Here is a 19,227-nt window from a genome sequence, read left to right on the forward strand (position 1 = left end):
CTATTTATCCTCTTTTTGTTCCAGAGCTCTCTCGTTTTCGAGTATCATCGGTATATCGGTATAAATCTCTGATTGATACGAACTCTTTGTATTCAGCATATTTTGGGTATTCAAATAGGCCAAGCCGACCGATTTTGCACGGATCATCGTCTGAGGATTTCTGGTTAAAGCATCCCACGCACGGGTAGATTCCGCATACAGTGCAAGCGCACGTCCGTTCTTCTGAGAGTCGCCCGTTCGCTCGGACAATCTGCTCAGCGTTGCGCCCAAATTATTAGCCGTATGCATATAACGCTCAATAAACGCAACATCGTCAGGGCGAGTATTGGACAATGCTTGTTCTTTCCGCGCACGCTGTGCATTCAGCAAGCCTAAAAGCTCTTCATACGCAGCCAAAGCAGCAAAATAATCGCCACGCTTAAAGAACGCATTTCCAAATCCGTACAGCAAATTCTTATCGTGTGCTTTTTCTGCATACGCATGACTCATTGCTTCTATTGCCTGCCGGTAATTTTCCTGTTGATAGTGTATATAGCCGATTCGATAATTCACCGATGGCGTGTTATACAGTTCTTTTACCGCATTTTGATAGCTGTCAAGAGCCGAATCAAAATTATATGAGATAAAGTAGTCGATGTCGCCGTAATCCGCATAGAGCTTTCCGATAGCTTTGTTCGGCGGCAGCGGTTTAAAGGCTGTATATTCGCGGTATATATTTAGCGCGTCAGCATAAAGGGTTTGGGCTTCAAGGTATTTTTTCTGATCTACCAACTGCTCTCCCAATAGGCGCATTGCATCGACATAATTACCGGTACGCCGTGCGGTCATCGGGGCGGCGGTTTTAAACAGCTTAATCGATTCGGTCAAATTTTCTATTGCACCGTCCTGCTTATTATTGTAGATAAAAAAGCGGCCTAAATTATAATACGCTTCCGGCATCGTTTTATCTGTCTGCACGGCTTTTTCCAACAGCATACGCACATCGTCGATTTTTGAGCGGAGTTTTTCCGAATCGAGCGGTTTAGGATTATACCGTTTTTCGAGCAAGTAACCGCTCAATTCAGTCAGATTTTCCGCGCCGATTTTCGTTATGCGGGAAGAGAAATGATCTTTGAGATTCAGCACTTCCGCCAGATTATCCGTGCGGATAAAATAGCGCATCATCCGTACAAGGAAGGTATCGCTTTCACCGTATAGCTCGATTAGTCGGCTGTAAACCTTTACCGCATCGTCGTACTTTTCAGGATCTTCATCGGCCCAATTCATAAACACATCGCCGAGAGCGAGCATTCCATCCTTATCATTGACATAATGATCGAGTACGCGACGACGCAAAACCGCTTCAGCTTTTTCGTAATTACGCAGATCGGTACTCAACATATCGGCGTATTCCAAGCCGCCCTGCTTATCGTTCGCAAAGTCGTAAATGAGGCGGAGATACATTTTTTCCGCAGCGGTAAATTGTTTTTTCGCTCTAAACGCACGAGCATACGAAAAATACCATTTTTTCTTTCGCTTATAATCACCTGCCCGATTAAATTTTTCTATTGCAGTTTCATACTGCCCGTTTTCCAGATAGGAATAGCCGGTCTTATAAAAGGCTTCCGAGCGTATCGGTTTATAAATAAACTGCCATGATAAGACTGAAATACAAAATACCAGAATAAGCGCAATGGCAGACATAACGGCAACAGGCAAGAACCGATGCATAAACCAATATTTAAAGGTCTGTTTTTCCCGTTCATACTCTTCAACCGTCTTCCGTTGAAATCCGCGTGGAATAGGAATCGATCTATTGATTATCTTTTCGAGCTTATTGACAACTTTTTTAAGAGAATCTTTTTCCAGTACAAAGCGGATAAAATTCATCTTATTTTCAGGTCGGTCGTCGCCATTGGCGATATAGTCCTGAATAGCAAGCTGCACATTAAACGGGAAGGTTTCAAGCTTGTTTAAAAAATTAAAATAATCATCATCCGATATTGTTAACGCTTCGCCGTCATCCGAAGAACCGGTACTCTTGGCAATAACGGAATCGAACATCTGCGAGTGAGCATCAGCCGAAAAATCTTTAAAGTTATCAGGGAGATTGAATTGATCGTCAGCTACTTCCGTTATATCGCTGTCAAGCGGATTTTCTTCCAAAGAAAAACCGCTTTGATCCCCGCTATCGCCCTCCGGCTGGTTAAAAAAGGTATCGGTTATGTGCTCCGGCATACCGATTCCGTCAAAACCGACATCAGTACCGGCAATCGGTGGAATGGCAATCGGCGGAATACTGATAGGTTCGGTACTCGGAGTATCCATGCTAAACTCAAATGACGACGCATCCGCTCCGTCATCCGCCGATTCGGCTGGAGGATCATCCCTATTTTCGGAAAAGAGTGAAAGTTCATCCATATTGTCCAAACTATCGGATTCTTCCGTAGTACTGCCGCTTTCATCCTCATTGACAGTGGAAGCTGCTGAGGTATTGGACTGGGTGGTTTCATCGGATACCGGAAATTGAGCGGTTTCTTCATCATCATCCATATCAGGAACATCAAAATGAGAATGATCATCCACTTCATCCAAATCGCCGGAAACATCAGGATTGCTTGAAGCATCATCAGAAGAGGAATCAAAAGCCGATAAATCAATGTCGGGAATAGTAATATCAGGGATGGTACGCTCTTCTTGAAGCATATCTTCATCAGCCGGAACTTCATCACTTTCATCTAACGTTTCCACATCTTCCGGAATCGTATCATCATCAATCGTATCATCAGCCGGCGTAGATTCATTTGCTTTTATCGGTTCGGGCGCAAAATCAAAGGAAGAAAGCATATCGTCAAAATTAAACGGATCATCACGCTCCGTTGATGGTTCATCGGTAGCCGTAGATTCGGCGATATCGGAAGCATCTGAATCATCTCCGGAAAGATTGTCAAAATCAAATGAAGAAAGGAACGTATCCATGTCTGAGGTATCCGGCATTCCTTCTTCGTCAACGGGATACGCATCTCCGGTTACCACTTCGGGTTCGTCGGGCTTGGCGCTCGGTTCCTCGGCTTGAGGAGATTCGGTATCGACCGAATCATCTGCACCGGAAGGCGCAAGAGAGCCTGTATCGTCGATGCCATTATCGCCGAAATCGGTGGGAAAAGGGGTATCCATCGATATGTCGGGAGCATCCGTAACCGGCACCGTATCGAACATATCGGGAACCGATTCGGCAGCCTGTTGCGATGCGGGCATAGACTCGGAAGATTTGTCAACGGCATCATCAGCAGCAGCGGTTTGCTCCGGCTCCGTTGCAGGCAGTAAGGCATCGAGATCAATATCGGGAACCTCTTCCTGATTCGGCAGAGGGAGTTCATCATAGACTCGCTCGCCCCACCGAGCAGTTACTCCATCTTCATGAGCAATCTTTTTCAGATCTTCTCTAAACTTAGTAATTTCATTTAAATTCGGCATAAACGCGCACAAAAGCCCCTTTCTCTTGTAATTTCGGCATTTTTAGCATATATCTTAAGGAGCACCGTATAAGGGGTGCTTCAAAAGCCGTTACTTTTTCGAACATCCCCTTAGACGTTCCCGAAGGATGCGAAGCAAATCCAACCGAGTTTTAGAGATGCCTTATTACTCTTTATAATACTGATTAAACACCTGCGTGATATACGCTTGATCCGCAACGCCGCCCAGCTCGCGAATGGAATGCATCGACAAGATGGGGTTCCCGATATCGACCGTCTTAATCCGCAAGTTTGTCGTCGTAATCGGTCCAATGGTTGAACCGCCTTTTATATCGGAACGGTTGACAAAGTTTTGGCATGGAACGCCGGCCCTTGCACAGAGATCTTTAAATATCCCCGCCGAAATACCGTCGCTCGCATAGCTCATCGAAGCGGCAAGTTTTACCACCGGTCCGCCGTTTACAAGCGGGAAGTTGGTAATATCGTTTTTTTCGGGATAATTGGGATGGAAAGCGTGCGCCTGATCGGCGGAAATAAGGAAAGACCTGCTCAACTGCTGCTGGAACAGTTCAAACCACTGCTCACCTGCTTCACACTGGGCAATCGTAATTCGCTTGAGCGTATCCGCAAAGAACGGGCTACCGGCGCCCTGCATCGTTTCCGAGCCGACTTCTTCGTTATCAAAGATACAGGCGGCTTTTACATAGTCTAACGGAGCATCTTGCGCAATCAGCGCATCGAGGGATGCATAGGCCATACCGAGGTTATCGATTTTTCCCGTCGAAAAAAATTCATCGGAAAGACCGCAAAAACTTCCGGGCTGCGTATCATACAAATAGAGGTCAAAGTCGAGGATTGTGCTCACCGGAACATGCAGCTGTTTAGATATCAGTGAAATAAGATATCCGTCCTTTTCAAACTTTTTATTGATGATACCGAGCAAGGGCAGCACATCTTTTTGACGTTCAATTTTATACCCGTCGTTTACTTCGCGATTCATGTGGATAGCGAGGTTCGGTATGATAAGCGGCGAACCTTTAAACGAGAACAGCATCTCTTGAGGCGCAAGCGGATCATCCGTCCGCACAACTACACGTCCCGCTGCGGAAAGCGGGCGATCAAACCATGTTGAAAGAATTGCCCCGCCGTATACTTCGGTATTCAGCTTGAGGTAATGATCTTGCACCGTTACTTCGGGATGCGGCTTTATCCGCAAACAGGGGGAGTCGCTATGGCTGCCGACAAGCTTAAATCCGCGCGCTTTCTTCCCGCGGCTCATCTGCCATGCGATAAGAGCGCTGCCATTTGCGGTTACAAAGTATTTTCCTGCGGGCTTTAAATCGAAAGCATCCGAAAGGTCAAGACGGGTAAAGCCGACCGCTTCGAGCTTTTTACCGGCATTTTCAATCACATGATACACCGACGGGCTTTGATCGATAAACCGCATCAGTTCACGGGCATACTGTTTTTGCATCGCCATACCTATACTCCTTAGGGGGTTACCCTGATTATCTTCTTTAGTATACCTGCCTTTTATAATTTTGGGAAGGTTGCGGGATGGAATTATCGGGTATCCTCAAGGAGCAGTTTCAGAGAAACCTGAGAAAGTATTGTTGAACGTGTAATAAAGCTTACACCTGTTCAAACGAGGCTTGCAGATAGGCAAGACGGATGCGGCGCACCTTTACGGTCAGTTCCTGATTGAGTTCCGGTTCGGCATCAAGCGTTATGTCGCCTTCATATCCAAGCGACGGAATAAAGATATGAGCCTTTTTGCCCATTGCCTCAAGCACAACTGCCGTACCGCGCCAATCGGGATTTTGCAGCAGGTACACGAGTGTCCAATGCTGACGGGATGCCCGTTCCGCAGAAACGCAGGCGCGCCCTGCCACGTCCCCCGCCGCTATTTTAAGGATGAGATCTGCCGCAGGCGTTAGCGGTTTACCGTCAATATAGTTCAACAGCTGGCGATGGCTTACCAGATCCCCGTAGCGGCGGAGCGGGCTTGTTACCTGTCCATACATCGCAAGCCCGAGCGCAGCGTGCATCGACGGAATGGTACCCACGCTGCGCGGACGCATGGCGCGCCGCTTCCTGTATTCCCCTGCAAGACCGGACGGCAACTTATTCGGCAGTTCGGGCGCCTCCTGACTGATATACTGAAACGGAATACTGTGCTGAAACGCAAAACGGGCAGCTGCCTCCCCTGCAAGCAGCATCATTTCTTTAATCATTGCAGCGGCTTCGGTCTGGACAACAGACTGAACCTGCGCCCGTTTTGTGCCGTCCTGCTCCGTCAGCGTAATAGACACTTCGGGAAAATCGATGGATACGGCGCCCGCATTCTCCCGTCTGATGCGGTTTTTCTCCGCTATGGTAAAAAGCGAAGCTAACGCAGGAGTGTCTTTTTGAGCATCCGCTTCTTCGTACGTCATCCTGATAACCGAAAGTTTGGTACGGTGGATTGAAACCTCTTCGATTGCACCGTCACTACCGAGGAGCAGCTTAAAAGAAAGCGCATAAGATACGGGTTTTAGCCCGAGGGCAAAATAGTCAACCGCTTTTTCGCCGAGCATTCGAGCTGCCCCCTCAGGTGTATATAGTGTTGCGCCGCGAGCACAGGCATCGGCATCGCTTTGCGTATCCGCCTGAATGGTGTCGGCAGGGTTTGCAATGTGAATCCACAAGTATGTTCCGTCAAAAGAAACCGCATCGTCGGGATCGGTACTGCCGGGATTATCGATTGCATACGCAGGGATTGCTGCTAAATCGAACGGATCGGACGGAAACACAGGCGCGGGGATATCCGCCTTAGATGAATGAAGCGAATGGCCGAAGCGTGCAGGATAGGGATTTTTTTCGATAGGCCAAAAACCCGTTTTTAACAGAATCTCGTGCGCCTGTTCGGGAGTTTGCTCCATCTTTGCATCTTTTAATATTTTGGAAGCGGAAGAACTCCCCAAGGCGAGCGCCTCAAGCTCTTGAAAAAACGGCGTATATAATTCTTTACTTTCTGTAAACGGCTTTCCCTGCATACAGGCGCGAAGGGCTGCGATAAAATCCTGCCGCAGTTTTTCGGCCTGCGCTTTCTCCGTCTGCTTTTGATTAAGCCGCTCTATTTCCGCTTGCGTGCGAATACCGATCGGATCCGTAGGCGAAGTACAAATAAAATAGGGCGAACGACACAGAGCTTGCCACAACTGCCAGCTTTGCTCCGCCGTGTACGTTCCCCATAGCAGCTCCGCAAGCTCGGTGAAAGACGGCGTTTCTCCTTCAAAGAAATCCGCAGCTTCGCCAAAATCCGCAGCGGGAACTTCGGCATCAAGCGCCGCCTTAATGCTCCGGCATTCTCCGCTATGGAGCAGCACAATGTCTTTTTCGCGTACTTTCTTTGAACCGGATTCCAACGCAATTTCAAATTTATCAGCCTGTACATCGGTAATGAGCGCAGGCTGATTTTTATAGAGAACGAGATTACCTTTTTTCATTTATATTCCGAATAGTGATGTTCCGTATTTTGTTATTACCGTATACCACCTGTAGAAGATTTCCTTGCCGGTGATACATCAGTGCATCGCAGCTGCGGTACACCGCTTTTCCGCACACTTTTTCAAAACCATCACGAGAGTCGCCGGTGCGTATATCATTAAAGAGCGTTAACGATGACGGAAAACCGACACTCATCTGCAGTACCGCTCCGTCCCCGTCTTTAGAGCGTATGATAACTTCGGTATTAAGCAGTCGATACAGCCAGCGTTCGTTGTAATAATTGTAGATAATTGCAGACGGTCTATTCCACGCACTCAACAGTTTATCAACCGTATCGCCGACAGACACATTGCGGAGCACAATCGGAGTAACCGCTTCAGGTTCTTTTAAGATATCGGCAAGCCATTGCCTTTCTTTTGCAGCGCCTGTTTTATTGTTTAATTTTTTTAGGATACGGAAATAATTGCAGCGGATTAGCCGTTCATCGGCAGGAAATCCCGTCGTTACAAACAACACTTTACCGGTTGTTTTTCGAACAGATGAAGAGAGACAATCAGCCAGCAGCTGTTGCGCCTTTGTATAGTCTTTTCTTAGTAGAGACAACAGCGCAGCATAGTTTGCCCGCGCTGTTTTATCATCAGCACTCGTATGAAAGAGATCAGCCTGTTCTGCAATGCTGAGTACTGCATTCCGTTCATGAGTCAGCGGAGACGAAGCGAGTAGATACGCATACCCCGATGCGATTCCCGCCTCGTATATCATAGTAAGATAATCGCTATATGCTTTTTTTGCCTGCTCATATACAGCGCTGTTACTCCGTGTCGGCATTGTTTTTGAAACGTAATCGGACTGTTCATCGTCATCATTTTCAAACATGAAATCCGCCGACTGAAAAAACGCAAACACCGATGCATTATCATACACTGCAGCAGGAAGAATAGTAGCCATCTCCGTATCCCGCTTATCAAGACTGCTTAGCCATGCTTGATGAGAAACGAGAGCATTCAGACGATTGATATAAAGGCTCTGCGGAAAGAGTTGCAGTAAATTACCCAACACAGTACGCGCATCGGCGGTTCCTCTGCGATTCTGAAGTGCAAATAGTACCCCTGAAATTTCTTCGTACAGATGCGTAATATCATCTCCGTTACTGTTTAACTGCTCAAACCGTACAGCAGGTTTTATGGAGCCGGTTGCAAATGATGCGAAGACTTTTGCCGTTTCCGTATCAGCGTAAAGTGAAGCCAACCGATTAAGCCATGCTTCCAATAACCCCTGAGGATAACCGGCAACATTAAGTAATACGCTTGCCATGATGTCGGCGGTATATAATTTTTCAGGAGAAAGCGAGATGATCTTAGCGGTACTGTAATAGTTGAGCGCAAACTGCGCCGTACACACTGCAGCGATAGGGGCAAAAAAATTCTCTCGCTCGTTATTCAAATTCCGTATCCTACGCGCAGAACCGGTGGTATCCATGAAAAGAACGGAATCGATATAATCCAAAAGACCGGTACTTACAAGAAATGTCCCGTCGGGATACATCATACAACGGGCATTTTTCCGGTCAGTTATAATTAAGCGCATCGTGCCGCGAAAGAGTTCGGTTCTGCGTATCAGCATAAAAAGAGATGTTTCGATAATGTTATACCATTCGCCAACTTCGTTCGCCGCTATTTCATGTGAAGAAGCCTCCGCTATTTCGTCGCGATACACCTGCATCAGCCGCTCACGGGTATACATTCCCTCCGTCAACGGATCCGTAAAACCGGAAATTGCAATAAAAAAAAAGGAAAGTAAAACAAGAACCGTTCGGCGCATATCTTTCATACGCTAAAGCATATCATAGCGACGCAAATATAGCAATCCACGGTAAACGCATCAGACTCCTTTTGAAATATACGGCACATCTACTGCGTTACCTTGCCAAAAGTGTACATCCTTGTACACTTTTGGCAGCGAGTTTCAGCATCGCTGAAACATCGCTTCTGATGGAACCAGCGGCATCCGTGCCGCTTCTGAATATCCTCAACGTATCAGTACCGCCACGGACGGCGGTGGTTGCAAGCAGTAGCAAGTTTTTCGCTAAGAAAAACTTGTCGTTAAAAAACGTACACGGATGTACGTTTTTTAACAGGCTATTTCAAAAGGCTAACGGAAAGTATATTTTTAACAATCTCCTGATTTTGCGATCTATATTTACTCGTCTGATGCGTTTGCCTTCCCTTTGTACAAAATTTTATCTAAAATTTTGCACAAATTTTTTCAGGAAAAGGACAAACACATCAGACAGATAAATCAAAAGCGCAGAATAATAGGCTGGGCGACCATTTGAACCGCGAAGATGGGGCTGTCTAAAAACTTCAGTTTTTGGACAGTTTCCTTAGATTTAGATGCAATGTTTAAAATTAAGTCGTTGCTGTATAAAGACTTAATTTTAAACTCGTCGGGGATGTTCCGAAAGTAACCAACTTTTGGGACATCCCCAGCCTATTATTCTGCGGGGCAATCAGCAAAACGTCTGATATGTTTGCCCTAGGGGTTAGTCGGTAACTGAATGAAGCCATTTACCGGATTTTATGCGCCACAGCCCTAACAGCAGTTTGAGCGGCTCCTCACTAAAGAGGCACATATAGACGACCCACGGCGGAAGCGCGGTATGAATCGATACGGAATAGGCAAGCGGAATTGCAATCAGCCACATAATGAAGGTATCGCAAATCATGCCGAAACGGGTATCGCCGCCCGCACGCACCAGCCCTATCAGAATACACATGTTGCAGGCTTTGAGGGGATAACAGCAGGCCAATACGATGAATAACTTTTTAACTGTCGACAATACGATCGGCTCCACATTAAAGATAAACGGCACAAGATACGAAATAGGAATAAGCGCCGCTCCGATAAATATCGCAACAATCGGAATAAATAGCAGCACTTTAGCGGCATATTGCCGTGCATCACTGTCATGTTTTTCGCCTATTTTCTTTCCAATTAAAACGCTTACCCCATTACCGAAGCCGATAAAGATAACCCATGTCAACTGCGAAATAGTATTAGTAATATTAAAGGCGGCATACGAAAACGTATTGATACTTGCAAAAATTTTATGATGGAATGTAATCCCGAAAGACCACAAGGTTTCGTTTAGCAATACCGGTAGTACGATTACAAGGTACACTTTTAAGAATTTAGCATCAAAAGTAAAGTGGCTTTTAAACGTTCCTAAAACGGGATATTTCCGATACTTTGTTACGGTAAAAGTAATAAAGAGTTCAACAAAGCGGGCAATAACTGTCGCGATAGCCGCCCCGCGGACACCCAATGCAGGAGCGCCGAATAACCCGAAAATTAAAACAGCGTTCAGCGTCGTATTGACAATCAAAGACACCAGCGTAGCACCGACTGCAATTTTCACCTTTTCGATGGAACGCAGCGTAATCATCAGCATAAAATTTATCGCAAAAGGAATAAAGCACAATGCCGATAGCCTCAGATATTGCACACCGGTTTCAATAACGGCGCTATCCTTTGTATACAGCGATAGTATTTCTTTCGGCATACTCACACAGCAAACCGTAAAGAAAACAGCGAAGAATACGGACACCAGCATAGAAATACCGAGCGTTTTCTGTAAGCCCTTAAAATCTTTTTTTCCCCAGAACTGTGCCGTAAATACCATGCTACCGGAACCGATACCGTATAGAATCAGGTTGAGCAAAAAAAAGAGTTGGTTCCCCAAGCCGACAGCCGCAAGCTCGATAGTACCGAGCTTACCGATCATCACCGTATCGAGGATATTGACAAAGGCGCTCAGAAAATTCTGCAGCATAATCGGGAGAGCGATTGTGAATAATGTTCTTAGAAAATTTTTATCAAAAAATACCGCCCTGAATCGCGCTGTCATCGTCATATACGCATTCTCTCCATCAATCAACAACCCCGACGCAAGCGTCGGGGCACACTGCTCAACGTTTCGCACTGTGTGTTCTATAAGGTGGTTGCAGTCGGCTTTAATACCCTTTGTTACGACGCAAGCGTCGGGGTATTAAACCCTCCGCACGAATAAACCAATAGACTTGATGTTTTAGAGGTTTTTCTATTCCGTTTCCCAGCGGCGTCCGAATAATTTTTTTACAAAGCCTGCAAAGCCGCCGGTTTCGGGAATTTCGGTTTTTTCCATACGTGATACAATGTGCTTTAGACAGCTTGCCGCTTTGCCGTTGGGTTCTGCAATAATAAAAGGTTTTTGTTTGAGGACAGCTTTTGTTACCAAAGGATCATTATAGATGAAGCCCAGATATTCAATTTTAAGATTTAAAAACTGTGCGGCAATGTTGATCATCCGATCTGCAATTCGCTTGCCTTCTGCCGCCGAATCAACCCTATTGATAATCATTTTGAGATTGAGGTTCATGTTATCGACTTCCGTTGCAATCACCTTTATGATACCGTAGGCATCGGTAATCGCAGTCGGCTCGGAGGTTGTGATAATAACTACCTCATCGGCAGCAGCGACAAAGCTCAGTACGTTCTTAGACACCCCTGCGCTCGTATCGATGATAATAATATCGACATCGGAAAGCGTATACATTTCGTTAATAAATTCATTGCGCTCCGCTTCCGCCATATTCGCAATCTTTGCAAAACCGGAAGCGCCCACAATCAGCTTAATACCGTATTCGGTGTCAATAATAATTTCCGACAATTTCTTCTGCTTTTTAATAACATGATACAAATTGTACTGCGGAATAACATTCATAATAACGTTGACATTGGCGAGTCCGAGATCGGCATCAAGCACAATAACTTTCTTTCCCATCTGAGCATACGCAATTCCCATATTGGTGGCGACGTTGGTTTTGCCTACGCCCCCCTTACCGCTGGTAACGGCAATAATGCGAGTCTTTTGCGCCGTATCCTGACTACTGCCGATAGCGTCAGCCGTTTTATGTATTTCTTTCATTAAAAGACGTAATCCGTCAGCTTGATCACCCATTCTTTTCTCCACACTTTAAACTTTTATCAAATTGATTGCGTTTCGGGCTTCTTTAAAGCAGAAACTTTAAGCAGTTGCTCTCTATCTTTATTGCATAGTTGATTGATATATTCGTCATCGATTGAAAATCCTTTTAGTTTCCTTAAAAAGACTTCGACATCGGCAAGCATAAAATCCTGTGGAACTTCCTGCCCCGCCGTTATATACGTTATCGGTATATTCGTTTCCGAAATAACACTCAATAAATTACCGATATATGAGGTTTCATCAAACTTTGTGATGATTAGCGATTTGTATTTAAAAACCGCATACTCTTTCATAATCTCGCGAATATCGTTTATCCGCGTTCCGGCGCATACTGTCAAATATACTTCGGCATCATCCCCCAATTCGGTAAAATAATTTTGCATGGTCGAAATCTTTTCGCGGTCTTTCGGACTTCTACCGATAGTATCGATACAAATAACATCGGCTTCTTCGCGATACAATGCCATATATTTGCGTACTTCTGCGGGACTTGACGCAACCATCAACGGAATTCCCATCAATTCACAATAGCGCTTCATCTGATACGCTGCCCCGATACGCCAGTTATCAATTGTAATCACTTTAACGCGCAAGGGATGTTCGGAATTTTTACGGATATACTGCACGGCAATTTTCGCAAGCGTTGTTGTTTTCCCAACTCCTGTAGGACCAACCAATAACACAACTCGAGTTTTAGACTGACTGTCGGCAGGTTTAATTTTGATCGATTCGGCAAGCAATTCAAACAGTTTTTTCTGCACCGTCAAAAAATTTTCAATTTCGGTATAGCTTAGCTCATCCTTCAAACGGGCAGAAAGCTTTTTGATATATGAAGGAGAAAAATCATTTTCTTCGAGTATTTTTTGAACTTTAACAATATGCTCATGTTCGGCATCTACCCGCGGTGCGTTCTGTTTTTTCATTTCCGTCACAAGTCGTTCAACCGTTTCCGCCAGTTTATCCAAAGATTGTGCTTGCACCGGTGTAGGCACAGGCTTTTTTTCAGGACTCTTTTTCGAAGTCATATCAACATATTGGCGTAATTCATCCGCCGCCGCAGGATTTTTATTTGCATATCGTGTTAGAATTTTTCGCCGTTCTTCCTCATCGTTGAAACTATTCACAGGAGTAACTCTAGGCGCCGGCCTCAGCAGAGGCTGCTGTTCCGAAAGCAGGGACGGCCGCGAAGATATAGTATCATTTATCGTAAAGGTTACTTCTACCACGTCTTTTTCCCAAAGACCAAAAAGCCGGCTAACTTTTGCATCCTTTCTTCTCCAGATGGTAACAGCATCGCCGTGTTTTTTTGTAATTTTTCTCAGACATTTTTCATACGTCGAATCTTGCTCAACAAAAAGTTCCATTAGTTTTTATCCTGTTCCAACTTAATCTCACCGATCACTTCAACCTGTATGTCCTTCGCAATTTCGGGGATGGAGAGTACCACAAGATCGGGGATTTCCCTATCGGTTGAATTTTTAATCAAAATACGGGCGGAAGCTTCGGGCGCCAGTACAATAGGAAGGAAGCCGTTTTTCTGCATCGTTGTAACCGCTTGGATAAGCGATCGTATCCACATCCGCTGCTCGGACGGTTCCAGCGCCGCCATCGGTCCGTTTCCCGTATCTATTCTGCTTTCAACAATTTTTTGAGCAAGTGCAGGTTCGACCGTCAGCACATGGAGTGTTTTATTTTCATCGGCATATTGTAAACATATCTGCCGTCCGAGCGCCTGCCGAACCTTTTCTACAAGTAGAGAAACATCGGAGGTAATCGGACGGAAATCCGCAAGCGTTTCCAAAATAACGATTGTATTGCGGATGGATACCTGTTCCCGCAAAAGCCCTTGCAGCACTTTCTGTACCTCACCGAGGCTGCATACCTTTGCCGCTTCGTCGATAACCGCAGGATAGTCTTTGCGCAGCGCATCCATAATACCTTGCACTTCCTGCCGTCCGAGAATTTCGGCGGCATGCTTTTTAATCACCTCAGTGAGGTGCGTCGCGATAATCGCAGGAGGATCTACCACGGTATAACCGGCGCGCTCGGCACGATCGCGATTCTCTTCGGATATCCATACGGCAGGTAAGCCAAAGGTAGGATCGACAGTGCGCTCGCCGGGAATTTCTTCGGAAACGCCGCCGGGATTTATACCGAGGTACCAACCCATACGGATTTTTCCCCGCGCCACTTCTACGCCCCTAATCTTAAAACAATATTCGCTCGGTTCAAGCCGCATATTGTCGATAATACGGATACGCGGGGCAACCAAACCGAGGTCGAGCGCAGCTTCCCGCCGAATGCGTGTAATACGCTCAAGCAGTTCCGCACCCTTGTCCTTATCGACAAGCGGAATCAGCGCGTAGCCGAGTTCCAGCGACAAAGGATCAAGCGGCACAATGGGAGCAATTTCTCCCGGTGCCCCAGGCTCTCCTCCGCTTCCAGCGCGCTGTTGCTGCCCAGCCTGTTTTTGTGCAGCCTGCTTTTCTTTACCGGCCTTAAATGTCTGTTCTTCCTTGATGATTCTCCACCCGACAAAGGCCAACACAAACGCGATAATAAATAACACAACATGGGGAAAGCCGGGAAGCACTCCCATAATAGCAAGCGTACCGGCAGCAACAAAGTAAATCCACCCGATTTGGGAAAACTGCTTTTTAATATCCTGCCCGAATGAGCCTTCGTCGATCATACGGGTAACCAGTAAACCGGTCGCTACCGACAAAAAGAGCGAAGGCAGCTGCGCAAGCAACCCGTCCCCAATACTCAACGTCGTGTAGGTGCGCAGCGCATTAGAGAAAGATTCGGTTCGGAACACCATCCCGATAATCAAACCGGCAATAATATTGATAACCGTAATAAAAATACCGACTTTTACGTTACCGGACACAAACTGGTTTGCGCCGTCCATCGCGCCGTAAAAGTCATCTTCCCGTTGCAGCTGTTCTTTTTTCTGCCGGGCTTCTTCATCGGTAATAATACCGGCATTGTATTCGGCATCGATGGACATACTCTTTGTCGGATGAGAGTCGAGTTTAAAACGGGCTGAAACCTCGGCGACCCGCTTGGCGCCTTTCGTAATAACAAAGGCCTGCACCGCAATAAGGATGATAAAGATGACAAACCCTATAACGAGACCTTGACTACCCGATGCGCCGATAACAAACGAGCTGAATGCCCGAATCATCGCTCCGTCAAATGCTTCCCCTTTGGAAAGGATAAGACGAGTAGACGACACGTTCAATACCAATCCGAAGATGGTACTGAGCAACAGCAATGAAGGAAAGACCGAAAAATCGGTAGCACGTGCAGTAAACAGGACAATCAACAATACGACAAGACTGAAGGTTAGGTTCAGCGCCATAAAAAAATCAAGGAGCACAGTGGGGAGCGGGATGATAAACATCAGCACCATGAGAATGACGGTAAATGCAACTGCGATATCGATATTGTATTTTTTTGCGGCCATAATTATCTTCTATAAAATTCCTGTTTTTTGTTGTTGAGGGTATATACTTCTGCAAATACTAACGAAAGCGCCCGATAATATTCCTCAGGAATTATATCACCGATTTGAACTTTCGCATAGAGTGCACGAGCAAGCGGTTTGTTTTCTATTAATGGAATATTATGCTCACGAGCGATCGCCTTTATCCGCTGCGCCATTGCATCGGCACCCTTTGCCAGTACCATCGGCGCTGCCATCGTTTTTGAATCCCACTGCATTGCAATAGCAAAGTGCGTCGGGTTCGTAATAACCACATCGGCCTTAGGCACATTGCGGATGGCATTTTGAGAAAGAATCGCCTGCATTTGCTGTCTGATTCGCCCCTTAACCTGCGGATCTCCTTCCAATTCCTTGTATTCCTCTTTTATTTCCTGCTTTGTCATCTTCAGCGAATCGATAAATTGCTTACGTTGAAAAAAGTAATCGGGAATTGCTAGAATCAAAAGCAGCAAAGCAGCGGTTGCAAGTAATTTTGCCGCAAGTCCTGCAATAAAAAAAATCGCCTGCGGAAAACTCACCGTCAGCAGCTCAATAAAATGAGGAAGATTTGCCCGTATCACCAAAAAGGCAACAAATACCAGCACAACAACCTTTGTCAACGACTTTGCAAAATTGAATAAACCTTCGGTAGAAAAAAGCGCCCGCTTAAAAAAACGTATAAAGTCAGGAACAATCTTATTGAATTGAGGCTGAATAGGCTTAGTAGAAAATAAAAATCCGTTATTTTGAATGACATTGGCGATAACGCCTGCAAGCATTGCAATAAGCGCAAGAGGGAGCGCAAGCTTTAAAAAATATTGCACAAAGATTCCGAACCAAAGACCACTCCGGATATCAGCCTGCGTGCTCCGTAAAAAAAAGAAGCGCAGAATTTCCATACACTCTTCCAAAAAAAAGGATGAAAGAAAGATCAGCGCTCCGGCTGGAAACAGCAGTACCAATGCCGCGTTGATATCCTGACTTTTTGCAACACGCCCTTCTTCGCGCGCTTTACGTATCTTATAGTCGGTTGGGTCTTCGGTACGTCCTTCATCCTCTGCGGCAAACCACTGCAAATCGATGAAAAAATTCCGCTTATTATATTCGCTTGCAGTTTCCATCACGAGTTTCCGCATACTAAATACCTCCGCCGACACGAATCAAAAGCGACTCAAAAGCAGCAAATCCGCTTTCCATAATCCGCACAAAGAAATTCGCCATAAACGGCAACAATACGGTCAAAAGGAAGAAGGTCAGCAAAATAGTTATCGGGAAACCTTCCGATAAAAGATTCATCTGCGGCGCGGCCTTTGACAGCAACCCCATCGAAACATGCACTAAAAAGAGGGTTCCCATAACCGGCATCGCAATCATCATTGCATTTAAGAAAAGACTGCTAAGGTTTGTCATAAGGAATGAGGCAAGCAACTCCCGTTTTTCCAAAAACATAAAACAGTTGATCGACTGAAAACTGCGGAGTACGCCGCCTAAAAACAGCGTCTGAAACCCCTTAATCTGTAAAAAGATCAACACGGCGATAAAGTTTAAGAACTGTCCCATCAGCGGGTTTTCAATTTGAGCAAGCGCATCATACACTTCCGATACGCCGAATCCCATCTGATACGAAAAGAACTGTCCTGCCGTACTGAATGACGCAAAGATAATGCTGATAAAAAAACCGGTCAGCACCCCGAGCAGCGCTTCGCCAACAACCAGCAGCGCATAGTCAAGATTAAATCCCTGCACATCCAGCGGGGAACCGTAGGCAACCGGCATCACCAAAAAGCCGATTAACCCCGCCAGCGAAATTTTTGCAATACGCGGCACCGCCCTCGTCGAAAGAAGCGGCGTCGTAGAAATCATCGCAAATATCCGCACGCATACTAAAAAAAAGAGAGGAGCTTTTACAAGTAAAAAAGAGAAAGGGTTAGGATCCATTATTCAACGTCGCCTAAAGGTTCCCTACCCTTGCACCAGCTGAGGAATAATGTCAAAAAGGCGGACGGTATAATCCCGCAATACGCTGAACATCCAGCCGCCTAAAAGCGCAAGCATACCCAAAATCGTCAAAATTTTCGGCACAAAGGTGAGCGTCTGTTCCTGAATGGAGGTAGTCGCCTGAAAAATCGCTACGATTAAACCGACAACTAATGCAGCCAGCAGAATAGGAGCAGCTAATATAAATACCTGAAAAATGCCCTCACGCAAGAGATTGACAATCATCCCGATACTCATCGTTTTTCCTCCTTTTTACTTCTACAAGAATGACTGAAAGAGCTGACCGACCAATAAATTCCAGCCGTCCACCAGTACGAATAAGATCAGCTTAAACGGCATCGAAATCTGTACCGGCGGCAACATAATCATACCCATCGACATCAGGATACTCGCTACGACCATGTCGATAATGATAAACGGCAAATAAAGGAAGATACCTATCTGAAAAGCAATGGTCAGCTCGTGCAGGATAAATGCAGGAATGAGCACATGTGTGGGAACGTCGGCGAGCGTATTAGGCTTTTCCATACGGGCAAGTGACATACAGAGCCTGATATGAGAGGGATCATGCGCCATCTGCTTATACATAAAAAGACGCAACGGCTTTTCCGCTTCGGTATAGGCGGTTTCGATATTGATCTGTCCATCCGCCATCGGTTTAAACGATTTATTGTATATGTCCGTAAAGGTCGGCCACATGATAAAAATTGTCAGAAAAAGCGCAATACCGTTGAGCACCTGCGTTGGCGGCACCTGCTGCAGCGACAGCGCGCGCTTAATAAAGTCGAGTGCAATACTGAGCCGCAAGAACGAGGTCATTAAAAGGAGAATACTCGGCGCAAGGGTGATCAGCGTTATTAACAGGAGCAGCTGAATGGAAAAGGCTACTTCCCGATTATTTTGAGGTTCGCGGATATTCAAGTTAACAAAGGGGATAGTCCCCGCCTGACGAGTGGCGTCTATTTCGGTACGTCCGGTCTGCGATGTACCGGTATTACTCTGCGCGGACAGTGTTACCGGAATACAAAACAGGCAAATGCATGAAATACACAGCGCGAGCTTTTTCATTGCCCGTCCCTCCCCGCGCCGCCGGTTTCCGCCTCTTGCGGAGTTCCGTTTGCCTGCGCTGCGCCTGAGTTTTGCAAACGCCCCCGCTGCATGGCTAAAAATGAATCGAAAGGATTCGCATCCGCTTCTTTGGGTTTTGCCGCAGGGAAAAAGGTGTGCAGTAATGAGCTGAAACTCTGCTTGGGACCGGCCGTCTGCGCCGCGTGCAGGTTCATCGCATCGATGAGTTCTTTATCGGTGATTTCCGCGATCAGCGACAGCGACGCATCCGATGCACCGATCAAATAGGCTTTATCAATAAGAGTTACAATGTAGAGGGTTTTATTAGGAGCAAGCGGTAAACTTGCAACATTTTTTAAGAAAGGATCATCAGCGGCGGTAAATTGCTTTGAACGTCGGATAAAATACAGCACCCCGTAAATAAGCGCACATACGACCGCCAGCGATACAATCAGCTGAAGCAACATTGAAACAGTTGAACTTCTTGAAGCCCGCGGCGCAGGTATATCTTGCACTGGAAAAGCCGATTCATCCGCTTGTAAAACGATCCCTGTTTCTGCAGGAGCTGTCTCAGGGACAGTGGAATTACCGGCTTCCGCTGCTATTCCGTTATCCGCAAACGCACACAAGGCACCGCATATCAAAAGAAAAGAGAATACTATTATTTTACCTGTGTCTTTAGACATATCCCCCACCCAATATCC

At 46.0% G+C, this 19,227-nt stretch carries 13 protein-coding genes; all 13 read right to left on the minus strand.

The window, feature by feature from the left end; genetic code table 11:
* The 13 genes from flcA to ABK01_RS09105 all read right to left on the minus strand — a co-directional run bounded on the left by flcA (position 1) and on the right by ABK01_RS09105 (position 19,209).
* Complete coding sequence (gene flcA, locus ABK01_RS09045; protein ID WP_253675402.1) at positions 1-3,456, minus strand: periplasmic flagellar collar protein FlcA; 3,456 nt, start codon at positions 3,454-3,456, stop codon at positions 1-3.
* 165 nt (positions 3,457-3,621) lie between these two features.
* Positions 3,622-4,935, minus strand: coding sequence for a M18 family aminopeptidase (locus ABK01_RS09050; RefSeq protein WP_230974388.1), 1,314 nt, complete (start codon positions 4,933-4,935; stop codon positions 3,622-3,624).
* A 151-nt stretch (positions 4,936-5,086) separates the two neighbouring features.
* Positions 5,087-6,943 (minus strand): ribonuclease catalytic domain-containing protein, encoded by a 1,857-nt coding sequence (locus ABK01_RS09055; RefSeq protein WP_253675403.1) that lies wholly within the window; start codon positions 6,941-6,943, stop codon positions 5,087-5,089.
* Complete coding sequence (locus ABK01_RS09060) at positions 6,930-8,774, minus strand: hypothetical protein (RefSeq protein ID WP_253675404.1); 1,845 nt, start codon at positions 8,772-8,774, stop codon at positions 6,930-6,932. Before ABK01_RS09060 ends, ABK01_RS09055 begins: the two co-directional genes overlap by 14 nt.
* A gap of 712 nt (positions 8,775-9,486) precedes the next feature.
* A complete protein-coding gene (locus tag ABK01_RS09065) occupies positions 9,487-10,857 on the minus strand; it encodes an MATE family efflux transporter (RefSeq protein WP_253675405.1) in 1,371 nt (456 codons plus the stop codon).
* A gap of 186 nt (positions 10,858-11,043) precedes the next feature.
* Entirely contained in the window at positions 11,044-11,943 is a 900-nt protein-coding gene (locus tag ABK01_RS09070; protein WP_212565162.1) for a MinD/ParA family protein, read from the minus strand.
* Positions 11,944-11,969: 26 nt separating this feature from the next.
* Positions 11,970-13,334, minus strand: a complete 1,365-nt coding sequence (flhF, locus tag ABK01_RS09075) for a flagellar biosynthesis GTPase FlhF (protein ID WP_253675406.1) — start codon at positions 13,332-13,334, stop codon at positions 11,970-11,972.
* Positions 13,334-15,439: a flagellar biosynthesis protein FlhA gene (gene flhA, locus ABK01_RS09080; protein ID WP_253675407.1), complete on the minus strand. Its 2,106-nt coding sequence runs from the start codon at positions 15,437-15,439 to the stop codon at positions 13,334-13,336. Before flhA ends, flhF begins: the two co-directional genes overlap by 1 nt.
* A gap of 2 nt (positions 15,440-15,441) precedes the next feature.
* Positions 15,442-16,593, minus strand: a complete 1,152-nt coding sequence (gene flhB, locus ABK01_RS09085; RefSeq protein ID WP_253675408.1) for a flagellar biosynthesis protein FlhB — start codon at positions 16,591-16,593, stop codon at positions 15,442-15,444.
* A gap of 1 nt (position 16,594) precedes the next feature.
* Positions 16,595-17,395 (minus strand): flagellar biosynthetic protein FliR, encoded by an 801-nt coding sequence (gene fliR / locus ABK01_RS09090; protein ID WP_253675409.1) that lies wholly within the window; start codon positions 17,393-17,395, stop codon positions 16,595-16,597.
* Between the two features lie 24 nt (positions 17,396-17,419).
* Entirely contained in the window at positions 17,420-17,692 is a 273-nt protein-coding gene (gene fliQ, locus ABK01_RS09095) for a flagellar biosynthesis protein FliQ (RefSeq protein WP_206181584.1), read from the minus strand.
* Positions 17,693-17,713: 21 nt separating this feature from the next.
* Positions 17,714-18,523 (minus strand): flagellar type III secretion system pore protein FliP, encoded by an 810-nt coding sequence (fliP, locus tag ABK01_RS09100; protein WP_253675410.1) that lies wholly within the window; start codon positions 18,521-18,523, stop codon positions 17,714-17,716.
* Positions 18,520-19,209 carry a FliO/MopB family protein gene (locus ABK01_RS09105; RefSeq protein WP_253675411.1) on the minus strand — a complete coding sequence of 230 codons (690 nt, stop codon included), beginning with the start codon at positions 19,207-19,209 and terminating at the stop codon, positions 18,520-18,522. The genes fliP and ABK01_RS09105 overlap by 4 nt, the downstream gene beginning before the upstream one ends.
* Positions 19,210-19,227 lie beyond the last annotated feature (18 nt).

Origin of the sequence: Treponema sp. OMZ 305 (assembly GCF_024181325.1) — a bacterium.
Classification (GTDB): Bacteria; Spirochaetota; Spirochaetia; order Treponematales; family Treponemataceae; genus Treponema.